We start from the raw sequence: 25484 nt of genomic DNA on the forward strand, positions 1-25484 counted from the left end.
TCCGTTTCGTGGCGATCAGTGGAAGACGACGTTGAGGATGACGACCAGCGCTCCGGCGATGGCCGCCAGGGGGATGGGCCGGCGGTACCAGGGCAGCTCGTGGAGGTGGGGGTCCGTGCGCTCACTGGCCGGGGTCAGGGAGTAGACGAAGCCCTTGAGCTCGGCGTCGGGCTTGGGCTCGGTGACCAGGGAGACGGCCACTGTCACCACGACGTCGACCACGAAGGCGACGCCCGCCGCCAGGAAGGCCCCGCCCTGCCCCGGCATGGACAGCACCTCGCTCCACAGCAGGATATTGACCCCCAGGGCGGCCAGGGTCCCGGCCACCAGCCCGCTCCAGCCCGCCGCCGGAGTCGCCCGCTTCCAGAACATGCCGATGATGAAGGTGGCGAACAGCGGGGCGTTGAACATGGAGAACAGGGTCTGGAGGTAATCCATGAGGTTGTCGTAGCGCGAGGCGATGAGCGCGGTGAAGATCGCGATGACCGCGGCCGCCAGGGTCGAGAGCTTGCCGACCTTGAGATAGTGGGCGTCGTCGGCGTCCTTCTTGATGTAGCGCTCGTAGAGGTCCACGCCCCACACCGTGTTGAAGGCCGAGATATTGGCCGCCATGCCCGCCATGAAGGAGGCCAGCAGACCCGTGATGGCCAGGCCCAGCAGGCCGTTGGGCAGCACGTCGCGCATGAGGTAGAGGATCGCGTCGTTGTACTCATAGGAGGTGTTCGCCCCGGACTTCAGGTCCTGGACCTCCAGGACGAGGACCCCGGCCACCATCCCCGGCACGATCACTAGGAAGGGCACGAACATCTTGACGAAGGTGCCGATGATCGGCGTGGACTGGGATGCGGAGATGGAATCCGAGGCCATGGCCCGCTGGACCTCCACGAAGTTCGTGGTCCAGTACCCGAAGGACAGCACGAAGCCCAGGCCGAAGACCAGGCCGACCACGGACAGGATGTTGGAGTCGAAGCCGGAGATCGCGTTGCCCGGCCAGGAGTGCAGCTGCTGGTCGGGGTTCGTTCCCGCGGCCAGGGCCGAGGAGGTGATCCGCTCGGTCAGGCCGCTCCATCCGCCCACCCGGTGAAGGCCGATGAGGGTCAGCGGCAGCAGGGCCGCCACAATGACGAAGAACTGCAGGACCTCGTTGTAGATCGCGGCCGACAGCCCGCCCATCGTGATGTACGTGTAGACGATGACCGCGGCGATGATCAATCCGAGCCACAGGGGCCAGCCCAGGAGCCAGTTCATGATCTTGCCCAGCAGGAACAGGTTGATGCCGGCGATCAGCAGCTGCGCCAGGGCGAAGCTCAGTGAGTTGACCAGGTGGGCGGTCGTGCCGAAGCGCTTGAGCATGAACTCCGGCACCGAGCGGACCTTGGAGCCGTAGTAGAAGGGCATCATGACCAGGCCCAGGAAGAGCATGGCCGGGATGGCGCCGATCCAGAAGTAGTGGAAGGTCGGCATGCCGTACTGGGCGCCGTTGGCGGACATGCCCATGATCTCCACAGCGCCCAGGTTGGCCGAGACGAAGGCGATTCCGGTGACCCAGGCGGGCAGGGAGCGCCCCGAGGTCAGGAAGCCGTCGGCTGTGGCGGCCTGGGAGCGGACCATGAGGCCCACTCCGATGACGAAGGCGAAGTAGATGATGATGGGAACGTAGTCGTACCACGTCGCCGCGATCAGGGTGGAGGTTGGGACAACGGTCGAGGACATCGGTGTACCTCTCGTACTGATAGGTGGAGGAGTCGGCAGACTCGTGGGCCAGGCTAGTCGGGGGAGCGTGGTTTGCGCAGGCGTTCTCCACTGAAATTGATGAAATGTTTGATTTGGTGGTCCGCCGGGCCGCTGGAGCGAGGATCTCCGGACGGGGGCCTGGACCGGGGGACCTGGACGGGCGGGTCTGGGCGGGCGGGTCTGGGCGGGGCGGGCCGGGGCCGGCGGGTCTGTCCCGCCGGCGCCCGGTAGGGTGCGCGCATGACGATCATCGCTGCGGCGGACGGCTCCGCCCTGGGCAACCCGGGCCCCGCCGGCTGGGCCTGGTACGTGAATGAGGAGTGCTGGGCGGCCGGGGGCTGGCAGAGCTCGACGAACAACCGCGGTGAGCTCACCGCCGTCCTGGAGCTCCTGCGCGCCACGCAGGCCGCCGGGCTGGCCGGCGAGGAGCTGCTCATCCAGTGCGACTCCCAGTACGTCATCAACTCCCTGACCAGGTGGATGGCCGGCTGGAAGCGGCGCGGATGGCGCAAGGCCGACGGCAAGCCGGTCCTCAACGAGGACCTCATGCGCGAGCTCGACGCCGCGCTCGCGGGCAGGCCGGTGCGCTTCGAGTGGGTGCGCGGGCATGTGGGTCACCCCATGAATGAGGCGGCCGACACCCGGGCCCGCGCCGCGGCCACGGCCTACCAGCGGGGCAGTCGGGTGCCCAGTGGCCCGGGCTGGCCGGCAGCCGGCAGCAGTGCATCGGGGGGCAGCGCGGCTAAGGGCGGCGCGGCGGACCCGGCGCGCGGCGCGGCGGGTCCCGGGCCCGCAGGATCCGGGGAGCCCGGGCAGGTCATCCCCGGCGCCACGGCCGCCCGCCGCGCCCGAATGCGCCGGGAGAGCGGCACGCTGTTCTGAGCGGGAGACCTGCGCCGTCGTCGGGCCGCGGAGCGCTCATCGCCGCCTGAGGGCGCGGTCAGGGCCTGAGAATCCCGGTGCCGCCTCTTCACAGAATCGGCACAGGCAGGTCATGACGGCGGCATATGGCCGGCAGTCAGGGTTGAGCCATGACAACGAGCACGGCCCCCACCGCTTCCCTGGCCCTCGGCAGCCTCCCGGCCGATCTCCTCGCCACGCTGCGCCAGGACATGGCCGCCCACCTGGACTCGGCCATGGGCGTCCTGCGGGGCCTGCGCCGTCGGGTCCCCACGGTGGCGCTCTTCGCCGCCTCGTCGCTGTCCAGCTGGACCGTGGACTACGTGCTGGTCCTGCTCCTCAACAGCATGACCGACTCCGTCCTGCTGCCGGTGGTCATGGCCAGGCTCGTGTCCTGCACCATGAACTTCCTCATCAACCGCAGGCTCTTCAATGCCGACCCCGCCACGCTGTGGTCCTCGGCGGCCGGCTACGCCACTGTCCAGAGCAGCGTCATGACGGCCTCCTACCTCCTCATCGCGGCCCTGCAGAGCGCGGGCGCGCCCCTGTGGCTGGCCAAGATCCTGGCGGACAGCGTGCTCTTCGCCGTCAACTACCTGGTCCAGTCCCGCCTGGTCTACCGGGCCCGCCGCCTCCCCTCACTCCGCTCACTCCGCCAATTTGCGTGAGTTCGTACTTTTCCGGGCCCGGAAAAGTACGAACTCACGCAAATTGGCGGAGTCAGGGTTAGAGGAGGGTGAGGGCCTGGCGGGCGATGGCCAGCTCCTCGTTGGTGGGCACCACCAGCACGGCCGCGCGGGAGCCCTCGGGGGAGACCACGCGAGCCTCATCTGAGCGGGTCCCGTTGAGCGCGTCATCGACCTCCAGGCCCAGGAATGCCAGGCGCTGGCACAGCTCGGCGCGCAGGCGGGCGTCGTTCTCACCGATGCCGGCGGTGAAGGTCAGGGCATCGAGGCCCCCCATCACCGCGGCGTAGGCGCCCACGTACTTGGTGAGCCGGTGCAGGTAGATGTCCATGGCGTCGCGCGCCTCCTGCTCGCCGGCATCGACCCGCTTCCACACCTCGCGCATGTCGTTGTCGCCGGTCAGCCCCTTCATGCCCGAGGCGCGGTTGAACAGCTGGTCGATCTCATCGATGCTCAGCCCCGCCACGCGCCAGAGGTGGAAGACGGCCGCCGGGTCGATGTCCCCGGTGCGCCCGCCCATGACCAGGCCCTCCAGGGGGGTCAGGCCCATGGAGGTCTCCACGGCGTGGCGCCCGACGACGGCGGAGGCCGAGGCCCCGTTGCCCAGGTGCAGGACCACCTGCTTGAGGTCCTCGCGCCCCAGCAGGGCGCGGACCTCGCCGGAGACGAACTGGTGGCTGGTGCCGTGGGCCCCGTAGCGGCGGATCTCGTAGCGGTCGGCGATCTCCCGGTTCAGGGCGTATCGGGCCGCCTCCTCGGGCAGGTCCTGGAAGAAGGCGGTGTCGAAGACGGCCACATGCGGAACGTCGGCCAGGAGCGCGCGCCCCACCTCGATGCCCTTGAGGTGGGCGGGGTTGTGCAGCGGCCCCAGCGGCACGAGGCGCTCGATGGTGGACACGACCTCGTCATCGATGATGACGGGCCCGGAGAAGTACTTGCCGCCCTGGACCACGCGGTGGCCCACGGCCACGACGTGGGCCTCGGCCAGCGTGGGGCCCTTCTCCTCGAACAGGCGCAGCACCTCGGACAGGCCCGCGCCGTGGTCGGCGACCGGCTCGGCCAGCTCGGTGACGTCCTGGCCGTGCTTGTGGATGATGGCGCCCGTCTCCTCGCCGATCCGCTCGACCAGGCCCGAGGCCAGGGCCTGTCCGGAGTCGGGATCCACGAGCTGGTACTTGATGGAGGAGGAGCCGGAGTTGATGACGAGCACGGTGCGGGTGGTCACGGAAGGGGCCTTTCGGTTGTGGGTGGGTGGTGGGCCGCAGCGGGCGCTCGGGGACGGGAGCTCAGCCCTGGGCCTGGACGGCGGTGATGGCCACCGTGTTGATGATGTCCTCGACCAGGGCCCCGCGGGACAGGTCGTTGACCGGCTTGTTCAGTCCCTGGAGGACCGGGCCGACGGCGATCGCCCCGCTGGAGCGCTGCACCGCCTTGTAGCCGATGTTGCCGCTGGACAGGTCCGGGAAGATGAAGACGTTGGCCCGTCCGGCCACCGCCGAGTCGGGGGCCTTCTTGGCGGCCACGGTGGGGTCGATGGCGGCGTCGTACTGGATGGGCCCGTCCACGGCGAGCTCGGGGGCCTTGGCCCGCACCAGCTCGGTGGCCTCGCGCACCTTGTCCACATCCGCGCCCTGGCCGGAGGTCCCTGTGGAGAAGGAGAGCATGGCCACGCGCGGCTCGACGCCGAACTGCACGGCGGTGGCCGCCGAGGAGATGGCGATGTCCGCCAGCTGCTCGGCGGTGGGCTCGGGGTTGACGGCGCAGTCGCCGTAGACCAGGACCCGGTCCTCCAGGAGCATGAGGAAGACCGAGGAGACGATGGAGGTGCCGGGCTTGGTCTTGATGATCTGGAAGGAGGGCACGATGGTGTGAGCCGTGGTGTGGGCCGCCCCCGAGACCATGCCGTCGGCGTCGCCCATGTGAACCATCATGGTGCCGAAGTAGGACACGTCCTGGACCTTCTCGCGGGCGTCCTCCAGGGTCACGCCCTTCTTGGCGCGCAGGCGGGCGAACTCGGCGGCGTACTTCTCCAGCAGCTCGGGGTCACTGGTGGGCACCACGCGGGCGGCGGCGATGTCCAGGCCCAGCTCGGCGGCGCGGGCCCGAACCGCGGTCTCATCGCCCAGCAGCACCAGGTCGGCGATGGAGCGGCGCAGGATCGCGTCGGCGGCGCGCAGCACGCGGTCGTCGTCGGACTCGGGAAGGACGATGGTCTTGCGGTCGGTGCGGGAGCGCTCGACCAGCTCGGCCTGGAACATGATGGGGGTGACCACGCCGGAGGGCTCGACCTCCAGGGTGGCCAGCAGCGCGTTGACGTCGGCCTCCTGCTCGAAGGTGGTCACGGCCACGTCCAGCTTGCGCGCTGAGCCGTGGGCCAGCAGGCCCCTGAGGGAGCCCGAGACCGAGGCCGCCTCGAAGGTGTCCAGCGGGGAGGTGATGACCGGGATGGAGATCTTCAGCCCCTCCAGCAGGTGCATGGCGTGGGGCGCCACCTGGAAGCCGCCGTTGAGGATGAGGCCGGAGAGCACCGGGAAGTTGGAGGAGGCCTGGGCCGCGGCCAGGGAGATGAGGACGGCGGAGCGGTCGGCGGGCACGATGGCCAGCTGGCCCTCGCTCAGGCGCTCCAGGACATGGGAGACGTCCATGGCGCACACCAGGACGGACTCGGCCTCGCGCTCGAGCAGGACGGGGTCGCCGGCGATGAGGGTGCCGTCGACGCTGGCCATGACCTCGCGCACCGAGGGGGCTGACAGCAGCGGCACCTCCGGGATGGTGGTGGAGACGATGCCCTCCAGGTCGCCCAGGGCCTCGGCGACGGCCGAGCGGGTCTCGGGGCGGCACTTGTTGGCCACGACGGCCACGGTGCGGGCGTGGTTGTCGGCGATCTCGGCGATGGAGACCTCCACCGAGCCGCGCACGTCCTCGGGGTCGTGGGCGCCGGAGACCACCAGGAGGATCGGCACGCCGATATTGGCCGCCACGCGGGCGTTGAGCGCGAGCTCGGGGTTGCCCACCACATCGGTGAAATCCGAGCCGTCGATGATGACGACGTCGTGCTCGCGGGCGACCTCCCTGTAGGCGGATACGATCTGGGACAGGGACTCCTCGGGGTCGGCGTGGAACTCGTCCCAGGTGGCGCCGATGCACTGGGCTGCCGGCGTGGTCGAGCCCGAGCGGGCCAGGAGGAGGTTGAGGAAGTCGTCGTTGTCGCGCGACTCCACGAAGGGGCGGAAGACCCCGACTCTCGCGACCACCTTCCTCAGGCAGGCCACCAGGCCCAGGGCCACTGTTGACTTCCCGGTTCCTGCATTGGGTGAGGCGATGTAGATGCTGCGCGCCACGTTGGGTCCTTCCCGTGTCTCGACGTCGAGTGGGGCGCCGCAGGACGCTCCGGCTCTGCTCGGGTCTGATTCTGCCCCAGGTGATAGGGAAGTGTGACCAAAGGCCCGGTGTTGAGTCGTTCTGTGATGTGGGACCAGGCACATCCGATGGGCGAATTCGGGGCGTCGGCGAAAATGGCGCAGGTGACGGCCGGCCAGCCGGTGATGATCGCTCGGGCCGCCGGCGGCCCGGGCTCAGACCAGCAGGGGCAGCGCTGAGATGATCGTCAGCGCGATGACCACGGGCTCGAAGATCCGCTGCTCCATGCGCTGGGCCAGGCGGCGGCCGGCCAGCGCGGCGAGGACCACCACCGGGGCGACGGCGACCGCCAGTGCGACAGTGGTGGGGTTGACCAGGCCGATGGACACCGAGAAGGGCAGCTTGACCAGGTTGACGGCGAAGAAGAACCAGGCGGTGGTGCCCAGGAAGGCCTTGACCGGGTAGCGGCAGGCCAGGAAGTACATGGAGGTCACCGGGCCACCGGCATTGGCGACCATGGTGGTGAAGCCGGCCAGGGAGCCGTAGATCAGGCGCGCGGCAGGCGAGGCGGCGGTGGCCGACAGCCCCGGCGCCCTCGGGGCGGTGGGGGACTGCTCGACGGCGGGGGAGGGGGAGCCGACGGCCCGACGGCGCTGCCACAGGGTGATGGCGATGAGGGCCAGCAGGAGGGCGCCGATGACCCGGCGGGTGGAGTCGTTGGAGGCCAGGGCCAGGAAGATCGCCCCGGCCGCGACCCCGGTCACCACGGCGGGCACGAGCCGGCGCAGCATGGCGAGGTCGGCGTCGCGCCGGTAGGCCCACACGGCCAGCAGGTCCCCGGTCATGAGCATGAGCAGCATGGCGCCGGTGGACTCCTTGGCGGGCAGGACGGCTGCGCACAGGGCGACGGCGATGGTGGCGGCCCCGGGCAGCGCGGTCTTGGCGATGCCGGCCAGGGCGGCGGCCGCGATGAGCATGGCCCAGTCGGCAGCGCCCAGATCGGGGAGCGGGAGTGCTGCGGGCAGTGCGGGCAGCAGGCAGGGGACCGGGCTGGCGAGCACGGCAGGCCTTTCTGAGTTGGTTGACGGAGAGTCTAGTCAGGCCGGCGGCGGGCGGCCCTTCGCGCGGTCCCAGGCGCCCCCGCCCTGGAGGCCCACCGTCCTGGCCTCCCCGGGAGCTCGCCGCCTCGATGCGCCCGGACCCGGCGGTGGACCCGCGGGGGTCGCCCGCGGTCCACCACCGGGTCCCCAGGCGGGCCCGGCGGCTGGTCGCTCACAGCGCGGCTGCGGCCTCCAGGAGGTTCGCGGCGGAGATCCGCAGGCCCTCGACATTGCCGTACTCGGCGTCCTCATGCTCGATGTTGACGTTCATCTCCGGGTTGACCTCGGCGATGGCGGCCAGGAACCGGGTCCAGTAGGCGGTGTCGTGGCCCAGGCCGAAGGCCACGAAGCGCCAGGCCGGGTCCTGGGGCCAGGCATTGCACCAGTAGTTGTAGGCCACGGGGACCTTGCCCTCGGCCTCGGGCGGGACGTGGCCGAAGTCGGTGTCGAGCACGCCGCGGTAGGCGGCGCCGGGGAAGATCTTGGTGTCCTTGGCGTGGACATGGCCGATGAGGCTCCCCAGGCGCTCGGTGGCGGCGATGGGGTCCATCTGCTGCCAGAACAGGTGCGAGGGGTCCATGTTGACCTTGACGTTGGTGGCCCCGGTCTCCTCGATGAGCCGCTCGAAGGAGGGCACGTTGAACACGAGGTTGCGCGGGTGGAGCTCCAGGCAGACCTGGACGTCGTTGTCGCGGGCGATGGCGTCAACCTCCTTGAAGAAGGGGACGACGACGCTCCACTGGTAGTCCAGGATCTCCATGTCGATGCCGTTCCACGGGTTGACCACCCAGGTGGGGTACTTCGCCGTGGGGTCGGTGCCGGGCGTGCCGGACATGGTGACGATCTCCTTGACCCCCAGCGCGCCCGCCAGCTCGATGGTCTGGCGCACGTCGTGGCTGTGCTTGAGGCCCTCGTTGGGCAGGGGCGAGACGGGGTTGCCGGAGGTGTTGAGGCCCAGCAGGCTCATGCCCTTGTCCTCGAAGATCCCCAGGTAGTCCTCGCGGGCGGTCTGGGAGGCCAGCAGGGCGTCGACGGGGCAGTGGGGGGAGGGGATGAATCCGCCGGCGTTGACCTCCGCGCCGCTCAGGCCGGCCTCCTTGAGGACGTCGAGGGCCTGGGCCAGGGGGCGGTCCTGGAGGCAGGCGGTGTAGGCGCCGTAGTTCAGTGTCTTCAGTGTCATGGTGGTGCGCTCCTTCGCAGGTTGATGTGGTGAGTTGATGGGGGTGGCTGGGGCGGGTCAGGCGGGCGGTCAGATGGGCAGGTCGGTCAGGTCCACCTCGGCCCCGCCGCTTGCGGCCGAGCGGGCGACGGCGTCGGCGATGAGCATCTCGCGGTAGCCGTCGGCGAAGGTGGCGCAGGGCGGCAGGGCGCCCTCGGTGACGCCGGCGACCTGCTGGAGGAAGGCGTGGGCCTGGTAGGTGAACTGCTCGATCTGGCTCAGGCCCACCCCGGCCACGGCCATGGAGGACCCGCGCGCGTAGTAGGGGAAGTCCGGGCCCACCAGGACCCTGCGCGCTCCGCCCAGGCCTGCGGGGGAGGCGACGTCGTCGATCTTGATCTCCCCGCAGCGGGCCAGGTCCCAGGAGGCCCGGCCCTTGGACCCCAGGACGTCGACCATGAGGGAGTTGGGCAGGCCCCAGGCCACGCGGGAGCAGGAGAAGGTGCCCACGGCGCCGCTGGCGAAGCGCGCGGTGAAGGTGGCGACGTCGTCGTTCTCCACCTCCTCGTAGACGGCGTCGGCGGTGTCCAGGGCGGTGCCGCGAGTGACGTGGCCCTTGGCGACGGGGCGCTCCTTGATCGAGGTCATCATGGCGGCGCCGGACACGGAGACCAGGGGGCCGCAGATGGTCTCGGCGGTGTCGATGAGGTGGGAGCCGACGTCGCCCAGCGCCCCTGAGCCCATGGGGCCCTTGTAGCGCCAGGCCATGGGGGTCTGGGGGTCGGCGCCGTAATCACACCAGTAGCGGGCGTCGAAGTGGTTGACCTCGCCGAGGTGGCCGGTGGAGACGAGCTCGGCGAGCTTGGCGACGGAGGCGTTGCGTCGGAAGGTGAAGCCGGTGGCGGTCACGACCCCGGCCTGCTTCTCCGCCTCGGCCATGGCCCTGGCGCTCTCCAGGGTGTCCGCCAGGGGCTTCTCGCACAGGACGTGCTTGCCGGCCTTGATGAGGGCCTCGGCGATCTCGCGGTGCAGGGCGTTGCCCACGACGATGGAGACGATGTCAATGCTGGGGTCATCGGCGATGTCGCGCCAGTCGGTCACGGCCTTCTCATAGCCGTAGCGCTCGGCGGCGTCGGTGGCGAAGGGCTCGTAGGCGTCGGCGATGGCGGCCAGGCGGACCGGGGGCAGGCCCAGGTCGTAGACGGTGCCGACCTGGCGCCAGGCGTTGGCGTGGGTGGTGCCGGCCATCCCGGCGCCGATGACGGCGACTGACAAGGGGGTTGCGGTGGAGGTGCTCATGAGTGTCCTTCTGTCCTCGGTGACGGATGGGGGGTTGTGTCTCATAGCGATTCACGCGCGTGAATTCGTGATGCCAGTATTGTGGGGCGGCGAGTTGGATGTCAATACCCCAGGTGGTCTCCGCCCCAGCGCGGGGGGGGCGGCGTCGCGCCAGGGCGTCAGCCGCTGGGCCGAACGGCAGGGCCGAACCGTCGGGCCGAACGGCAGGGCCGAACCGCCTGGCCAAGCCGCCGAGGTAGACGTTTTCCGCCGAGGTCGACGGTGAATGCGTCTACCTCGGCGGAAAACGTCTACCTCGGTGCGGGGGTTGGCGGGGTGGCTGGCGCAGTGAGCGGCTCGCGGCCCAGGGAGGAGGAGCGCACGACGAGCTCGGGGGGCAGGACCACGGTGCGGGCAGGCGCATCCGGGGCCGCGGGGCCGCCGATGCCGGCGCGCTCGCACAGGAGCTCGATGGCGCGACCTGCCATGATCTCCTCGGGCTGGTTGACGCTGGTCAGGGAGAACTCCTCACGCTGGGCAAGGTAGGTGTTGTCATAGGAGACCAGGGCGACCCTGCTCCTGGTCTGACGCTCGGCCTCGCGCAGGACCGGCACGGCGTCGATGGCGAAGACGTCGTTGTGGATGACCAGGCCCAGGGGCTCGGGGCGGACCTGAAGCATCTGGCGCACCGCCGGCCCGGCATCCTCCCCGCAACCCTGGACCACCACCGGGACCCCGGCCTCGGTGCCGGCGCGGCGGAGCGCCACCTCCCGATCGTGGCGCGAGGCCTGGTCGGTCACCCGCGGACTGACATAGCCGATGGTCTGGGCCCCCTGCTCCTGCAGGTGGCGCACGACGAGGCCGGCGGCGGCCTCCTCATCGACATGGACGGCGTCCACCCGTCCCCCGGGGCTGCGCCGGCCCACCAGGCACACGGGCGTCTCCTCGGCAATGGCGAGCAGGTCGTCGTCGATCAGCCAGGGGGAGACCAGGATGATGCCGGCCACGCGCACGCCCAGGAGGGACTCGATCGCCTGGTGGAGCACCTCGGGCTGCTCGGCCCCCACCGTCACGAAGAGCGTGAGACCGCGGGCCGCGGCCGCCTCCCCCAAGCAGCGGGCGAGGCGCTCGAAGAAGGCGTTGCGCAGATTGGGCAGGACCAGGCCGATGATGGTCGAGCTCTGGCGCGCCAGGGATGAGGCGGCCACGTTGACCCGATAGCCGAGCTCGGCGGCGACCTGCTGGATGCGCTCGCGGGTCTGGCGGGCGACCTTGGGCGATCCGCTGAGTGCGAGGGAGACCAGCGAGCGCGAGACCCCGGCTGCGCGCGCGACGTCGCTCTGCGTGGCGGCATGCGTGCCCATATCGTTCCTGACGTGCGGTGATTGAGGACGGTGTGGGGCATTCTACTTGTGTCGCGAAGGCCTCAGGCCGCGCGCCGCCGTCCGGGCACGCGGTCGTCCGGGCCACACCGCCGAGGTCGACATTTTCCGCCGAGGTCGACGGCGAATGCGTCGACCTCGGCGGAAAATGTCTACCTCGGCGAGCTCAGGAGGGTGGGCTCGGCGGGTCCGACGGCGATCCCGCCAGTCCCGATGCCGATCCGGTGGCTCACGCGTAGCGCTGCTGGAACTCCTCCTCCAGCTCCTCCAGTGAGGAGTACTTGGTCTCGGGGACCCTGCGGATCATGTAGATCACCGCCACGACGTTGATGATGGAGAAGATGAGGTAGGTGGCCACCGGCCCCAGCTTGTCCATCATGATGGGGAAGAGGAAGGTGATGATGGCATTGACCACCCACAGGCACAGGACCGCGAAGCCCATGGCGGCCCCACGCATGCGTGCGGGGAAGAGCTCGGACATGATGACCCAGGTCCCCGGAGCATTGCCGCCCTGCATGAAGAGCATGTAGACGATGATGACCACGACCACGAGATAGGGGATCAGTGCTGGCATCGTGCTCAGCACATTGCCGGCCTCATCGAGATGCGGGTTGATGCCGAACAGGAAGAGCGCCGTCATCACCCACAGCATGACCGTCAGCCCCACGGTCCCGCCGATGAGCACTGCTCGGCGGGAGAATCTCAGGAGGAGCCACAGGCCCAGGGATGATCCGATCACTGAGGCCACACCGGTCAACACGGTCAGAGTGATCGCCGCCTCGGTGCCGAATCCGGCGTTCTGCAGGATCTTGGGGGCGTAGTACATCATGGTGTTCACGCCGGTGGTCTGGTTGAACACGCCCACCAAGACCCCGATGATGAGCACCCGGCGCGTCCAGCGCGTGGAGAAGCAGCGTGCCAGGGTCCACTGCTCCTGCGTGGCCTCGCGGCGGTTGACCTCGATCATCTCATCGATCTCGCCGGCGATGTCATCGTCCTCCTTGCGCACGCGCTTGAGGTCGGCGATGGCTTTGGCGTAGTGGTAGTTGGCGGCGTGCCAGCGGGAGGATTCCGGCATCATGCGCATGCCCAGCCACAGGGCGATGGCTGGAATGGAGCAGATGACCAGCATGTAGCGCCAGGTCTCGCCATTGCCGCCGTCGACGGTCACGTAGTCGGACACGGCTTTGAGCGCGTCCCAGGAGTAGGTCTGGCCGACCTCGACCACGGTTGCCTGACCGTCGACGGTGATGGTCTGCTGCCCCTCGACTGCGGTGACCGTGGCCTCGGGGCCGCCGCTGAGTCGGGCGATGCCGGCGTTCATGGCGAAGGCCAGGAACTGCCCGGTGACGATCATGAGCTGGTCGATGCCCACCAGGGTGCCGCGGATGGACTTGGGCGCGGTCTCGGCGAGATAGACCGGCACGGTCGCCGAGGCCCCGCCCACGGCCAGGCCCAGGATGAAGCGCGCGATGTAGAGCACCCAGATGTTGGGGGAGAAGGTGCAGCCCATGGCGCCGATGAAGAACACGACGGCGAGAAGGAGGATGTTGTGCCGGCGCCCGTACTGGTCCGACAGGCGTCCCCCGAAAAAGGCCCCCAGGGCGCAGCCGCCCAGAAGGGTGGCACCGACCAGGCCCTCCTCGGTGGAGTTCAGGTGCATGCCCCCGGCGCCGTGCGGCAGGTACATGTAGGGCAGCGCGCCGGAGATGACGCCTGTGTCGTAGCCGAAGAGCAGGGAGCCCAGCGTGGCGATGAGGGCGACGAAGCCGACGGAGCGGCGCTTGCCCGACGGCGGGGTCTTCTCAACCAGGTCTTCGATCTCCGCTCGGGTGAGGTCGGTGGGTGGTGCTGTCATGAGAGGGATCCTTCTGTGCGTGCCCGTCTGCTGCGACGAGCGGGTGGTGGGCACGTCCGTGTGCTCCAGACACAAGTTCACGCGCGTGAATTGATGTTGTCAATACCCTCTCGTGCTTCGGTCCATCAATGCAGGCGTGCGCGTCCGGATGGCGGTCTTGACTCTCGGCCTTGTGAGCGGGCTTGGCATGCGGCGCCCCTCCCTCCCTGGAGAGAGGCGCCACCGCGGATTCGAGGGGCACTGCCCGGTGGCCCACTCCTGCCAGTCCCGCCTGGGAGGGGCACCGCCGCGGGTCCGGAGGCGCTGCCACTCCGGTCTGCCCGGTGGCGCCTGTCGTGCTATCGGTGCGATGCGCGGATGCGCGCGACCCGCCGGTTCATGAGGTGCCGTACGAGGTGCTGGTAGACCCAGCTCTGGATGCCGCTGAGGTTGATGCCATGGCGGGCGTAGAAGTCGTCGGGTGAGTCGAAGGTTCCGAAGTCGCGGTTGATGCCGGTCTGCTGAATGGCGGTGTCGGTGCCGCACCAGTTCACGGGCGGGTCGGCGAGGCTGTCGGTGCCCACCGCGAAGCCCAGGAACTCGCCCGTCACTCCCGTCAGGCGACGCACTCCGTCGAGATAGGCCGGATCGCAGATCACGCCTTCAAGACCCGTCCAGCGCTCACCGATGCGCACCTCGGCCCAGGTGTGCACGATGCTGTCGGGGGCCAGCCGATAGGCGAGACCGGTGACGACGCCCCGCTGGAGGCTCTTGTGGATGGTGGCGCCATGCAGCCGGCACGGCACGCCCGCCGCTCTCAGTAGCGCCATGAGCAGGATCGTCTTGGTGTTGCATTGCCCATAGCCGTCGGCGAGCACGCGAGACGCGGGCAGGTCGTCCCGTGCGTTGTACCCGAAGGGCAGCTCGCGGACGAAGTCGTAGACTGCGCCGATCCGCTCGGAGACGGCGAGCTCTCGCCAGCGGCGCTCGCGCACCAGCGGCTCGACGGCGGGCAGGTCGAGCAGGCGGGTCTCACGCAGGTGGGGGTCCATGCGTTGAGGCTAGGAGCACCCGGGGGACGCGGTCTTGAACGTTCCGGCTGACCTCATGGCCAGTTGTCGACACTCGTGGTCATGCGCAGCAACTGCGACGGCGGCAGTCCGACGTTGCGGCGAAAGACCCGGGACAGGTGAGCCCCGTCGCTGAAACCGCTGTGGGCGGCGGCGTCGGCAAGGCCCGCGCCACGCGCTATGGCCTCCACGGCGGTGCGCAGCCGTACCCACAGTGCGTAGCGCCGAAACGGTATACCCACCTCTGCGGTGAACCGGTGAGTCAGGCGCGACGGCGACAGGTGCGCGGCCCGAGCCGCGCGACTGAGGGAGGCAAGGGAGGCGTCGGGGCCGCTGGCGTGCTCGTCGAGATGGCGCAGCGCGGCGTCCACGGCAGGCGAAAGGTCGACGGGCTTGGCCCGCCCGATGATCGCCTCCACCACATCGGCTGGAGTCCCCGAGACCGGCACATCCGCAGGCGCCGTCGGCAGCCCGCCGACCCGTCGACCGCGGGGGCCATACGGCTCCACAAGCAGCAGCGTCAACTCACCCTGACAGCTGAGTCGGTGCCTTTGCCCGCTGGGCACCATCAGGGTCTCTCCGACGGGGACCTCGGTGAGACCGTCGCTCGTCTCCACTTCGCACGGCCCGCCGCTGGCCACGATGACCTGGATGGCCAGGTGCTGGTGCCAGTGCGCAACGCCTCCGGGCCCGCGATAGACGACGGCGCCGGGCAGCAGATCCAGTCCTCCGCTCCACGGCTCCGGTCGTCCCATGCACCGACCCTACCGAGGTAGACGTTTTCCGCCGAGGTAGACGTCGAGTGCGTCTACCTCGGCGGAAAACGTCTACCTCGGCGGCAGGGGGGCGGCGGGGCCGGCGGGGCCGCCGGGGGTCAGGAGGCGAACAGCGTGTCCTCCAGGTAGTTGCGCGCGATGCGGGCGTAGGTCAGGGGGTTGGCGATGGCCGGGTCCTGCTCGGCCTCGACCAGGATCCAGTCGCGGTAGCCGTGGTCCACCAGGAAGCGGTAGGGCTCGGTGAAGTCGATGGTGCCGTCCCCGGGGACGGTGAACATGCCCGCGAGGAAGGAGTCCAGGAAGGAGCGCTGGGCCTGGCGCGACTCCTCCATCTTCTCGGGGCGCACATCCTTGAAGTGGACGTGCTTGATCCTCTCGATGGTGGCGCGCAGCAGACCCATGACATCGCCGTCGCCCACGAAGGCATGGCCGGTGTCGAAGAGCAGGGAGACCAGGGCGGGGTCGGTCGCCTCCATGAGGCGGATCGTCTCCTCCTTGGTCTGGACCACCGTGCCCAGGTGGTGGTGGTAGACCAGCTCCAGGCCGTGGGACTGGGCGATCTCCCCCAGGCGGTTGAGGCCCTCGGCCAGGACGGGCCACTCCTCATCGCTCAGCACGGGCTTGTTCTCGAAGATGCACACATCGCGCTTGCCCTGGACCGAGCCGGTCTGCTCCGAGACCACCACGCGGGTCGCGCCCAGGAACTGCAGGTACTCGCAGGTCGCCGTGAAGTCGGGGACGACGGCGTCGATCCCGTCGCGCACGATGAAGGAGGAGAACCACTGGGCCACGATCCGGATCCCGCGAGCATCCGCGGCCGCCTTGACCTCCTCCTTGGGCGGGAAGAAGCCGGCGCACTCGGTGCCGGCGTAGCCGGTGTCGGCCAGGTCCAGGAGCATGTCCTCCAGGGTGTTCCAGGCGCCCACCTCCGGGATGTCATCGTTGCGCCAGCTGATGGGGTGCATGCCCCAGGAGATCCCGTTGGGGTCCTTGATGGCGGTGGCGGGATCGAGGGTGAAGGACATCGTTGCTCCTTGTGGTGGAAGGGGCGGACTCGGTCGAGTCCGCGGTTGTCTCGGGCGGTCGGATTGCTGAGCGGGGACTGGCAGGCGGTGCGCGCGCTCCGGTCGTCCTCGACGGCGTCCTGCGCTCCAGTGCCGCAGAGTCGACGCTAGCAGTCCTGAATTGTCATGACAAGGGACATGTGTCTGGGGCTGATCTCTGGAGGGGCCCAGGGGCACCCGCTCGGCGCCCGGGCGGCTCGCGGCCCGGTGGTCCGCAGCGCGCCGATGGCACGAGCGCGGGGGCGACGGCGCGCAGGCGAGCCGGCTGAAGCCCTCCCCGGCGCCTGCGCGCCGGACCGGTCGGGCCCCGTGGGCTCAGGCGTCGAAGGTGGTGCGCCCCTGGACGCGGGGAACGTCATGCCACTGCCCGTCCGCGGCCGAGGCGACAGCGGCCTCATCGACCTCCGCGGCGCACCAGGCATCGGCGGCGGAGGGGGCGAGCTGCTCGCCGTTGAGCACCGAGCGCAGGAACTGGGCGGCCTCAACGCACTTCATGTCGTCAAAGCCCATGGAGGTGCCGATGGCGGGCTGGAAGCGCTGCCACTGGCCCCACTGCGGCCCCGCCATGGCGCGGGTGTAGCCGTGGATGGCTCCGCCGTCGGCCACCGGGCAGATCTCCAGCTCGTTGAGCCGCTCGAAGTTCCACCGCGCCGAGCCGGAGGTCCCGTAGACCTCGATGACGTACTCGGCGCGCGGCCCCACGCTCACACGGGAGGACTCCATCGTGCCCACGGCCCCGCCCTCGAAGCGCACGAGCATGGCCACGTAGTCCTCGTTCTCCACCGGCCCCGTCTCCTCGCCGATCTCGAAGCCGGAGTGGCCGAATCCCACCTTGGTGGGGATGGGGCGCTGGGTGATGAAGGTGTCCGTCATCGCGCTGACCGAGGCGATGCGCCCCACCACGTACTGGGCCAGATCGGCGCCGTGGCTCATGAGATCGGAGATGACGCCCGCCCCGGCCTTCTCCCGCGAGGCCCTCCAGGTCAGGGGGCTGTGCGGTGAGGAGTTGTAGTCGGCGATGAGCCAGACGCGCACATTCGTGATCCGGCCCAGCGCGCCGTCGCGCACGAGTTCGCGCAGGTACTCGATGGCCGGGGTGTGGCGGTAGTTGAAGCCGACGGCGGTGGCCAGCCCAGCCGCCTCGGCCGCCTGGGCGACCCGCCGGGACTGGGCGGCGCTGGTGCCCATGGGCTTCTCGATCCAGAAGGGCTTGCCGGCCTCGATGGCCGCCAGGGCGATCTCCTCGTGCAGGAAGTTGGGGGCGCAGATGGAGACGACCTCCACCTCGGGATCGGCCAGGAGCTCGTGGTAGTCGGCGTAGGCGCGCTCGAAGCCGAGCTCGTGGAGCGCCGCGTCACGGATCTCATCGACCGGATCCGCGGCGGCCACCAGGCGCGGGGTCACGCCCAGCTCGGGGAAGCGCTCGCGAACGGCCTTGTAGCTGCGGGTGTGGAGGCGGCCCATCCAGCCCAGGGAGACAACCCCGACACCCAGCGACTTCCGTCCATCCTGCTCAGTCATGTCCGGTCCTTTCCGACGGCGATGTCGGGTGCTCTGGTGGCCGACGACGGTGTGAGAACACCTGCCAGCCCTGCTGATCCTCACCGTAACAGGACTCGTATGTCAGGACAAGGGTGAGTGTGGGCGGTGGTCGCGATGGCCTCTGGGGGCGGCCGGGCCCTGCCGGCGCGGCCGCCGGGGCGGGGCGGCACGGTAGGATCTGGGCTCATCGGGAGAATTGCCGATGACTGCCCGGGCGAGGAGAGGATATTCATGGCGCGAGGGCGCGATGGCCGCGTGACGATTGCGACGGTCGCGGCCCGCACGGGCCGCTCCATCTCCACGGTCTCGGCGGCCCTCAACGGCCAGGCCGGGGTGGCGGCCTCCACCCGCGCCCAGATCCTCCAGGCGGCCCAGGAGCTCGGCTACAGCGCGGACCCGCGCGCCCGCATGCTGCGCCAGCGCCATACCGGGCTCATCGGCGCCAGCTTCGCCGTCGACCAGGCCTTCCAGGGGCTCATCGTCGACGGGCTCTACCGCGCCTCCTCGGAGCTCGGTCACTCCCTGGTGCTGGCCGCCTCCACCCCGCACCGCGGCGTCGCCCAGGGCCTGGAGGGCCTGCTCTCCGAGCGCTGCGAGGGGCTCGTCCTCATCGACCCCGATGCCTCCGACCCCGTCCTGACCGCTGCGGCGCGGCGCGCCCAGACGGTGCTCATCTGCCGCGACACCTCCTTGGAGGATGTTGACGAGGTCAACTCGCGCGACGACGTCGGCGTCACCGCCCTGGTGGACCACCTGGTGATGACCGGTCGGCGCGCCATCGTCCATGTCGACGGCGCCAGGCAGACCTCGGCCGCGCCCCGGGTCCGCATCTACTCCCGGGCCATGACCGAGCACGGCCTGGGCGACCAGGTCCGCGTCCTGCCCGGCGGGGCCGACGAGGAGTCGGGGGCGCGGGCCGTGTGCGCCCTGATGGAGGGGGAGGGCCCGCTGCCCGAGGCGCTGCTGTGCTTCAACGATCACTGCGCCGTCGGGGCCCTCATGGAGCTTCGCCGTCGGGGGGTCAGGGTGCCTCAGGAGGTCGCCGTCACCGGCTATGACGGGATCCCGCTGACCGGCGCCTCCTCCTTCAGCCTGACCACGGTGCGCCAGGAGGCCGGGGTGCTGGCGGAGGTCGCCGTGCGGGCCCTGCTGGCGCGCACGCATCCTGAGCGAGCGGGGCAGATGCCCGCGGGCGTGGTGCGCCGGGAGCGCGAGCTGGGGGGTTCGACCTACTCGGTCATGCCCAGTCTTCTCATCCGGGACACGACGGCGCCCCGGCACGCTTGACGCCGAGGTAGACATTTTCCGCCGAGATCGACGGTGAATGCGTCTATCTCGGCGGAAAATGTCTACCTCGGCGTCAGTGCCAGCTCAGCTCAGGCGCACGGGCTGGCCGGTTGTGGCGGACTCGGTGGCCGCCTCGGCCAGGCGCAGGGCCTCGACGGCGTCGGCGATGGAGGTGGGGGGAGTGGTGCCCGCCTCGACGGCCTCGATGAAGGCCGACAGCTCCAGGCGGTAGGCGTCGGCGTAGCGCTCGAGGAAGAAGTCCAGGTAGGGCTCCTGGGCGTCGGTGACCTCGGCATTGGACAGGCGCACCGTGGTGGGGCGGATGTTCTCGGCGAAGAGCGCCCCCTCGCGGCCCGAGGCCTCCAGGCGCTGGTCGTAGCCCGAGGAGCAGTGCCGGTTGTTGATGATCGTGGCCACCGCCCCCGAGGCGGCGCGCAGCGTCACCACGGCGGCGTCGAAGTCCCCGGTCTCCTTGATGGCCGGGTCCAGGTTCTGGCCCATGGCGTGGACCTCGACGATGTCGCCCAGGAAGAAGCGAGCGGTGTCGAAGTCGTGGATGGTCATGTCCCGGAAGATGCCGCCGGAGACCTTGATGTACTCCACCGGCGGGGCGGCGGGGTCGCGGCTGATGATGGTCAGCTGCTCCAGCTCCCCGATCTTGCCCGCCTCCACCGCGGCGCGCACCGCGGCGAAGCTCGGGTCGAAGCGCCGGTTGAAGCCGAACATGACCGGGGTGGTCACCGCGTCGAGCTCGGCGCGGGCCGCCTCGACGTCCTTCATGTCCAGGGCGATGGGCTTCTCGCACAGGACCGCCTTGCCGGCCTTGGCGGCGGCCAGGAGGTGGGGGATGTGGAAGGGCGTGGGCGAGCCCACGATGACGGCGTCGACCTTGGGGTCGGCGAAGACGTCCTCGGCCTGGGTGCATGAGCGGGCACCGTAGGTCTGCGCCAGGGCGGTGGCGGCCTCCTCGATGGGGTCGCAGACCAGGGCGAGCTCGGCCTGGGGGTGGGCGGCGATGGTCTTGGCGTGGACCTGGCCGATTCGGCCTGCTCCGATGACGGCGATTCTCAGCATCGTTGCTCCTTGAGAATTGAGTGGTGGTGAGACGGATGGGGGACGGGCACGCCCCGCGCGGCCCAGGGCGCGGGGCGAGCGCCGGAGGGGGTGATCAGGGCTGGGGCATGATGACGTTGCGCACGAGGGTGTCGAGGTCCTGGTCGGCCTCCAGGAAGCCGCGCAGGGTGCGGCGGGTGGCGCCGAAGGAGTCGAACTCCTCGGGAGTCATGCCGTCGGGCTCGTAGGCGCGCACGAACTCGGGGATCGACAGCAGGGTCTTCATGATCTCGGGGGCCACGGGAACATCGATGCGGTTGGTGACCTTGTAGCCGGACTTGTTGATGATCTCCTGCCAGGCGAAGGGCGGGGAGACCACCAGGTCGCCGCCGACCAGCTCGGACCAGTGCATGACATTGCGGAAGGCGGCGGACAGGACGCGGGCGCGCAGGCCCCGGGACTGGAACTCCTGGTAGGCGCGCTTGAGGGCGGCCACGCCGGCCCACTCCAGGTGGCCGGGGTCGATGAAGAGCTCATCGCGCTTGGCCACGATCTTGATCCAGTCGTCCAGGCGGCCCCCCATGAGCGTGACCACCGGGCCCATGGTGGAGGTGTCCAGGCCCTCGGCCTCGCGGCGCTTGAGGCCCCGCTCGATCGCCTCGCCGGTGGTCACGGCCTGGGCCACGGAGAAGGAGACGGTGACGTTAATGGACACCCCGCGGTAGGTCGCGTCCTCGATGGCCTTGACGCCCACGGAAGTGGCGGGGATCTTGACGATGATGTTCTTGGCCAGGCCGGAGAACTCCTCGGCCTGGTCCGCCAGGGCCTTGGCGCTGCGGGCCAGGCGGGGGTCGGTCTGCATGGACAGGCGGCCGTTACGCCCCTTGTGCTCCTCGAAGATGGGCTCCAGGAGTCCCGCGGCCTCGATGCTCATCTCGCGCACCACCTGCCAGCCGATCTCGGACTCGCTGGCCTCGGGCATCTCCTCGGCCAGCTCGGCGATGCGGGGCAGCCAGACGTCCTTGCGCTGGTTGATGCAGGTGTAGGCGATGGTGGGGTTGCAGGTGGCGCCCACGCCTCCGAAGGAGATCGACTGGCGCAGCTCGTTGGGGTCGGCGGAGTCGTTCCACAGCGCAGTGGGGGTGCTGCGGGCGGCGTCGAGAAGCGGTCCGGGGGTGTATTCGATGCTCATCTGTCTGCTCTCTTCGGGGGTCGTCCGCGAGCGGGCTTCCTTGCATGCGCGGACCGTGCCCCTATTGAAGAAGATGGAGGGGGCATCTGTCAACGGTTTGTCATGACAAACCGCGTCAAGGCGCTGGCCGACGGCGTCTCTGGGGCCGGTGGGGCCCGTGTGGCCCGTCCGGCGGAGCCGGGCGGTGGGTCAGGCGGTGAACAGGGCGGTCTCGAAGGAGTAGCGCGAGGCGCGGTAGATGTGCTTGCCCACCTCGATGACCCGTCCCGACTGGTCGTAGGTGGTGCGCCTGGCGGTCAGCAGGGCGGCGCGGCGCCGCTCGTGAAGGAGCTCGGCCTCCCGGGTGGTGGCGTTGCGGGCGCCGATGATCTGCTTGGCGCTGGAGGGGATCGCCCCCGACTCCCGCATGAGGTCGTAGAGCCCGGATGCGCCCAGCTCCTCGGCGCTGGGGGCGATGGCGGCGGGCATGAGGTTGTGCAGGACGGCGATGGGCTCGTCGTCGGCCATGCGGATGCGGGTGAAGGTGACCACCGGCGTGTCCTCCTCGGTCTCCAGCAGCTCGGCCTCCTCGGCGCTGGCGGCGTGCTCGTCATAGTCCAGCAGGGTGGTGGAGGTCGTATGGCCCGCTGCGGCCAGGTCCGCCAGCAGGCTGGTCAGCTCCATGGGGCGGTGGACATGGGGCGGGGCGACACTCGTGCCCGCGCCCCGGCGGCGCGTGAGCAGCCCGCGGTCCACGAGGGCCTGGAGGGCCTGGCGAGCGGTGGGGCGGGAGACCCGGAGCCTCTTGGCCATGGACAGCTCGTCCTCCAGCCTGGTGCCCGGTGCCAGGGTGCCGTCCAGGATGAGGGCCGCCAGCGGCTCTGAGATCTGCATGTGCAGGGGGGTGGAGCTGGAGCGGTCGATGGTGATGTCGAGCGCGAAGGGGGTCGGGGTGGGTCGTGCCGCGGACATGGAGAACCTGACTGGGGGCGGAGTGAGGGTGGGTGCGGTGGGCGCTGATCGAATCAGTGCTGCGAGCATACGAAGCGGCCGGGGGTCTTGTCACGCGGCGCGGCCTCTGGAGCGGCCGTGCTCGGAGCGCAATATGTTCTGACAATTGCTTGACCCGGGGGGTGCTCGTGGGGCAGGCTTCGTGTATCACGGCACGGGGCCGCCGGCCCCTGCTCCACCCCGACGACGTGGGAGAGTGACTCATGACCGCCTCGACGACGCCTGCACTGGATGTCCTGACCATCGGGCGCTGCGGGATCGATATCTACCCGCTCCAGGTGGGCGTGGGCCTGGAGGAGGTCGAGACCTTCGGCAAGTTCTTGGGCGGCAGCCCCACGAATGTCGCCGTGGCCGCGGCGCGCTACGGGCACACCTCGGCCGTGGTCACGGGCGTGGGCGCTGATCCCTTCGGTCGCTTCGTGCGCACCGAGATGCGGCGCCTGGGGGTCGACGACGAGTACGTGGTGACCAAGGCCGACTACAACACCCCCGTCACCTTCTGCGAGATCTTCCCGCCCGACGACTTCCCCCTCTACTTCTACCGCGAGCCCTCGGCGCCGGACCTGGAGCTGACCGCCGCCGATATGCCCATGGAGGCGATCCGCTCGGCCTCCATCTTCTGGGTCTCGGCCACCGGCGTGAGCCAGGAGCCCTCTCGCGCGGCCCATCACGCCGCCCTGGATGCCCGACGTCGCCAGGGCCTGACGATCGTGGACCTGGACTACCGGCCCATGTTCTGGGAGAGCCGCCAGGCCGCCCACCGGGAGGTGTCCGCCCTCCTGCCCAAGGTCACCGTGGCCATCGGCAACCGCGAGGAGTGCGAGGTCGCCGTCGGGCACAGCGATCCCGAGGCGGCCGCCGACGCCCTCCTGGAGGCCGGGGTGGAGCTGGCCATCGTCAAGCAGGGCCTGGCCGGGACTCTGGCCAAGACCCGCTCCGAGCGCGTGGTCATGCCCGTCACCCGGGTGGAGACCAAGAACGGCCTGGGCGCCGGGGATGCCTTCGGGGGCGCCCTGTGCCACGGGCTGCTGGCGGGCTGGCCGCTGGAGAAGACCATCTACGCCGCCTCCACCGCGGGGGCCATCGTCTCCTCGCGACTGGAGTGCTCCACGGCGATGCCCACCGAGCCAGAGCTGCTCGACCTCATGCGGGCCAACCGGGAGGCCGTGGCCCCGGGGGGCACGGAGCTGTGAACCGGCCCGCAGGCGGATCCCGCATGAGCAACCAGCAGCACCCCGGATACAGGCACGGAGGACAGGCATGACGCGCACGACCGCCATCGATGTCGATGAGCCCCTCATCGCCGCGCTGACTCGTATCCGCGCCACGGAGCCCGAGCGCATCGCCCAGGCGCTGGCCCACCGGCCCCGCGGCGACCTGGCCGGCACCAAGGCCCTCATGGTCATCGCCTGCGACCACCCCGCCCGCGGCGCCCTGGGGGCGGGCGGCGACCCGCTGGCCATGGCCTCCCGCGAGGAGCTCCTGCGGCGCTGCCTCACGGCGCTGTCGCGCCCGGGGGTCAACGGCTTCCTGGGCACGGCCGACATCATCGAGGACCTCGCCCTCCTGGGCGCCCTGGACGGCAAGCTCGTGTGGGGGTCGATGAACCGGATCGGCCTTCAGGGATCCAGCTTCGAGATGGATGACCGATTCGGCGGCTATGACGCCCAGGGCATCGGGGAGGCCGGCCTGGACGGCGGCAAGATGCTCACCCGCATCAACTACGAGGACCCCCGCAGCGCCGACACCCTGGAGGCCAGCGCCCGGGCCATCGACTCGCTGAGCCAGCGGGGGCTGTCCGCCATGGTGGAGCCCTTCCTCACCCGCTGGCGCGACGGGCGGGCCGTCAACGACCTGAGCCCCGAGGCGGTCATCCGCTCCATCGCCGTCGCCCAGGGCCTGGGGCGCAGCTCGGCGCGCACCTGGCTGAAGCTGCCCTGCGTCCAGGACATGGAGCGCGTCATGGACTCCACCACGCTGCCCAGCCTCATCCTGGGCGGAGAGGTCTCCTCGGATGCCGACGCGGTCCTGGCCTCCTGGGGCCGGGCCCTGGCCCTGCCCAATGTCAGGGGCCTGGTCGTGGGCAGGTCCCTGCTCTATCCTCCCAGCGGGGATGTGGCCGGTGCCGTTGACAGAGCCGTTGAACTCCTGAACCACTGAAATGAGGACATGATGACCCAGTCAGACCAGTCTCAGTACATCATCCGCCGCGGCGAGCTCGCCCACGGGGATTACGAGCTCGACCTGGATCCCGAGCGAGCCGGGTGGGAGTGGTCGTCCCTGCGCGTCATCGCTCTTGAGCCAGGGCAGAGCGCCGAGGTGCCCGGTGGCGAGCACGAGTTCCTCGTCCTGCCCCTGTCCGGGGGCTGCACCGTGGAGGCCGGTGGGAGCGCCTATGAGGTGGCCGGGCGCGAGTCGGTCTTCACCGACATCACCGACTACGTCTACGTCCCGCGGCGCACCGACATCCGCGTCACCGCGGCGGAGCGGGGAGCCCGCCTGGCCCTGCCCGGGGCCAAGGCGACGGCGGACCTGCCCCTGCGCTACTGCCCGCGCTCCGAGGTGGGCACCGGCCTGCGCGGGGCCGGCCCCTCCTCCCGCCAGGTCAACAACTACGCCCTGGGCAACGAGGTGAGCACCTCCCACCTCCTGGCCTGCGAGGTGCTGACCCCGGGGGGCAACTGGTCCTCCTACCCGCCCCACAAGCACGACGAGCACACCGAGGTCGAGCGCGTCCTGGAGGAGATCTACTACTACGAGGTCCGCCAGGGCGGCGTGGGGGATGACAGCGCCGAGGGCTTCGCCATCCAGCGCATCTACCCCTCGCCCGGCCACGACATCGATGTGTGCACCGAGGTGCGCGCCGGCGACGTCGTCATCATGCCCTACGGCTACCACGGCCCCTCGGTGGCGGCCCCCGGCTACGACCTCTACTACCTCAACGTCATGGCGGGGCCCGCCGAGGACTCGACCTGGCTCATGACCGACGACCCCCACCACACCTGGGTGCGTCAGACCTGGGAGGACCAGGAGGTCGATCCCCGCCTGCCCATGACCCCCATGAACTGAGCGGT

21 protein-coding genes are annotated in these 25484 nt (G+C 70.1%); 6 read left to right on the forward strand and 15 right to left on the reverse strand.

Annotated elements, in window-relative coordinates:
- Positions 1 to 15: 15 nt before the first annotated feature.
- Positions 16 to 1713 (reverse strand): sodium:solute symporter family protein, encoded by a 1698-nt coding sequence (locus EL266_RS05505; RefSeq protein ID WP_034515720.1) that lies wholly within the window; start codon positions 1711 to 1713, stop codon positions 16 to 18.
- Positions 1714 to 1974: 261 nt separating this feature from the next.
- Here EL266_RS05505 and EL266_RS05510 point away from each other — a divergent pair, with 261 nt between their 5' ends.
- Positions 1975 to 2616, forward strand: coding sequence for a ribonuclease H family protein (locus EL266_RS05510; RefSeq protein ID WP_026428086.1), 642 nt, complete (start codon positions 1975 to 1977; stop codon positions 2614 to 2616).
- Positions 2617 to 2765: 149 nt separating this feature from the next.
- The gene (locus tag EL266_RS05515; RefSeq protein WP_026428068.1) at positions 2766 to 3302 is read left to right on the forward strand and encodes a GtrA family protein; all 537 of its coding nucleotides are present in this window, start codon (positions 2766 to 2768) and stop codon (positions 3300 to 3302) included.
- Positions 3303 to 3360: 58 nt separating this feature from the next.
- On the opposite strand, the gene EL266_RS05520 is transcribed toward EL266_RS05515, so the two are convergent.
- The 11 genes from EL266_RS05520 to EL266_RS05570 form a co-directional block, all read right to left on the reverse strand.
- On the reverse strand, positions 3361 to 4545 hold the full coding sequence (locus tag EL266_RS05520) for an acetate/propionate family kinase (RefSeq protein ID WP_026428069.1): 1185 nt from the start codon (positions 4543 to 4545) through the stop codon (positions 3361 to 3363).
- Between the two features lie 61 nt (positions 4546 to 4606).
- Entirely contained in the window at positions 4607 to 6661 is a 2055-nt protein-coding gene (pta, locus tag EL266_RS05525) for a phosphate acetyltransferase (RefSeq protein WP_026428070.1), read from the reverse strand.
- A gap of 234 nt (positions 6662 to 6895) precedes the next feature.
- Complete coding sequence (locus tag EL266_RS05530; protein WP_034515752.1) at positions 6896 to 7657, reverse strand: sulfite exporter TauE/SafE family protein; 762 nt, start codon at positions 7655 to 7657, stop codon at positions 6896 to 6898.
- Positions 7658 to 7952: 295 nt separating this feature from the next.
- Complete coding sequence (locus EL266_RS05535) at positions 7953 to 8960, reverse strand: sugar phosphate isomerase/epimerase family protein (protein ID WP_026428072.1); 1008 nt, start codon at positions 8958 to 8960, stop codon at positions 7953 to 7955.
- 69 nt (positions 8961 to 9029) lie between these two features.
- Entirely contained in the window at positions 9030 to 10238 is a 1209-nt protein-coding gene (locus tag EL266_RS05540; protein ID WP_026428073.1) for a Gfo/Idh/MocA family protein, read from the reverse strand.
- A gap of 290 nt (positions 10239 to 10528) precedes the next feature.
- Positions 10529 to 11581: a LacI family DNA-binding transcriptional regulator gene (locus EL266_RS05545; protein ID WP_051281464.1), complete on the reverse strand. Its 1053-nt coding sequence runs from the start codon at positions 11579 to 11581 to the stop codon at positions 10529 to 10531.
- A 247-nt stretch (positions 11582 to 11828) separates the two neighbouring features.
- Positions 11829 to 13457 carry an MFS transporter gene (locus EL266_RS05550; protein WP_026428074.1) on the reverse strand — a complete coding sequence of 543 codons (1629 nt, stop codon included), beginning with the start codon at positions 13455 to 13457 and terminating at the stop codon, positions 11829 to 11831.
- 338 nt (positions 13458 to 13795) lie between these two features.
- On the reverse strand, positions 13796 to 14488 hold the full coding sequence (locus EL266_RS05555) for a transglutaminase-like domain-containing protein (RefSeq protein ID WP_026428075.1): 693 nt from the start codon (positions 14486 to 14488) through the stop codon (positions 13796 to 13798).
- 53 nt (positions 14489 to 14541) lie between these two features.
- The gene (locus EL266_RS05560; protein ID WP_034515722.1) at positions 14542 to 15261 is read right to left on the reverse strand and encodes an AraC family transcriptional regulator; all 720 of its coding nucleotides are present in this window, start codon (positions 15259 to 15261) and stop codon (positions 14542 to 14544) included.
- A gap of 119 nt (positions 15262 to 15380) precedes the next feature.
- Positions 15381 to 16307: a myo-inosose-2 dehydratase gene (gene iolE / locus EL266_RS05565; protein ID WP_026428076.1), complete on the reverse strand. Its 927-nt coding sequence runs from the start codon at positions 16305 to 16307 to the stop codon at positions 15381 to 15383.
- Positions 16308 to 16661: 354 nt separating this feature from the next.
- The gene (locus tag EL266_RS05570) at positions 16662 to 17867 is read right to left on the reverse strand and encodes a Gfo/Idh/MocA family protein (protein ID WP_026428077.1); all 1206 of its coding nucleotides are present in this window, start codon (positions 17865 to 17867) and stop codon (positions 16662 to 16664) included.
- Positions 17868 to 18143: 276 nt separating this feature from the next.
- Here EL266_RS05570 and EL266_RS05575 point away from each other — a divergent pair, with 276 nt between their 5' ends.
- Positions 18144 to 19175 carry a LacI family DNA-binding transcriptional regulator gene (locus tag EL266_RS05575; RefSeq protein ID WP_026428078.1) on the forward strand — a complete coding sequence of 344 codons (1032 nt, stop codon included), beginning with the start codon at positions 18144 to 18146 and terminating at the stop codon, positions 19173 to 19175.
- An 84-nt stretch (positions 19176 to 19259) separates the two neighbouring features.
- On the opposite strand, the gene iolG is transcribed toward EL266_RS05575, so the two are convergent.
- The 3 genes from iolG to EL266_RS05590 all read right to left on the reverse strand — a co-directional run bounded on the left by iolG (position 19260) and on the right by EL266_RS05590 (position 22371).
- Positions 19260 to 20249 (reverse strand): inositol 2-dehydrogenase, encoded by a 990-nt coding sequence (gene iolG / locus EL266_RS05580; protein WP_026428079.1) that lies wholly within the window; start codon positions 20247 to 20249, stop codon positions 19260 to 19262.
- A gap of 94 nt (positions 20250 to 20343) precedes the next feature.
- Complete coding sequence (locus tag EL266_RS05585; protein ID WP_026428080.1) at positions 20344 to 21420, reverse strand: transaldolase family protein; 1077 nt, start codon at positions 21418 to 21420, stop codon at positions 20344 to 20346.
- A gap of 189 nt (positions 21421 to 21609) precedes the next feature.
- Positions 21610 to 22371: a GntR family transcriptional regulator gene (locus EL266_RS05590; protein ID WP_026428081.1), complete on the reverse strand. Its 762-nt coding sequence runs from the start codon at positions 22369 to 22371 to the stop codon at positions 21610 to 21612.
- A gap of 242 nt (positions 22372 to 22613) precedes the next feature.
- Between EL266_RS05590 and iolC the strand changes: the two genes are divergently transcribed.
- The 3 genes from iolC to iolB all read left to right on the forward strand — a co-directional run bounded on the left by iolC (position 22614) and on the right by iolB (position 25479).
- Entirely contained in the window at positions 22614 to 23603 is a 990-nt protein-coding gene (gene iolC / locus EL266_RS05595) for a 5-dehydro-2-deoxygluconokinase (protein ID WP_026428082.1), read from the forward strand.
- A gap of 67 nt (positions 23604 to 23670) precedes the next feature.
- Positions 23671 to 24570 carry a Cgl0159 family (beta/alpha)8-fold protein gene (locus EL266_RS05600; RefSeq protein WP_026428083.1) on the forward strand — a complete coding sequence of 300 codons (900 nt, stop codon included), beginning with the start codon at positions 23671 to 23673 and terminating at the stop codon, positions 24568 to 24570.
- Between the two features lie 9 nt (positions 24571 to 24579).
- The gene (gene iolB, locus EL266_RS05605) at positions 24580 to 25479 is read left to right on the forward strand and encodes a 5-deoxy-glucuronate isomerase (protein ID WP_026428084.1); all 900 of its coding nucleotides are present in this window, start codon (positions 24580 to 24582) and stop codon (positions 25477 to 25479) included.
- Positions 25480 to 25484 lie beyond the last annotated feature (5 nt).

This window comes from Actinomyces slackii (genome assembly GCF_900637295.1).
In the GTDB taxonomy this organism is placed as follows: domain Bacteria; phylum Actinomycetota; class Actinomycetes; order Actinomycetales; family Actinomycetaceae; genus Actinomyces; species Actinomyces slackii.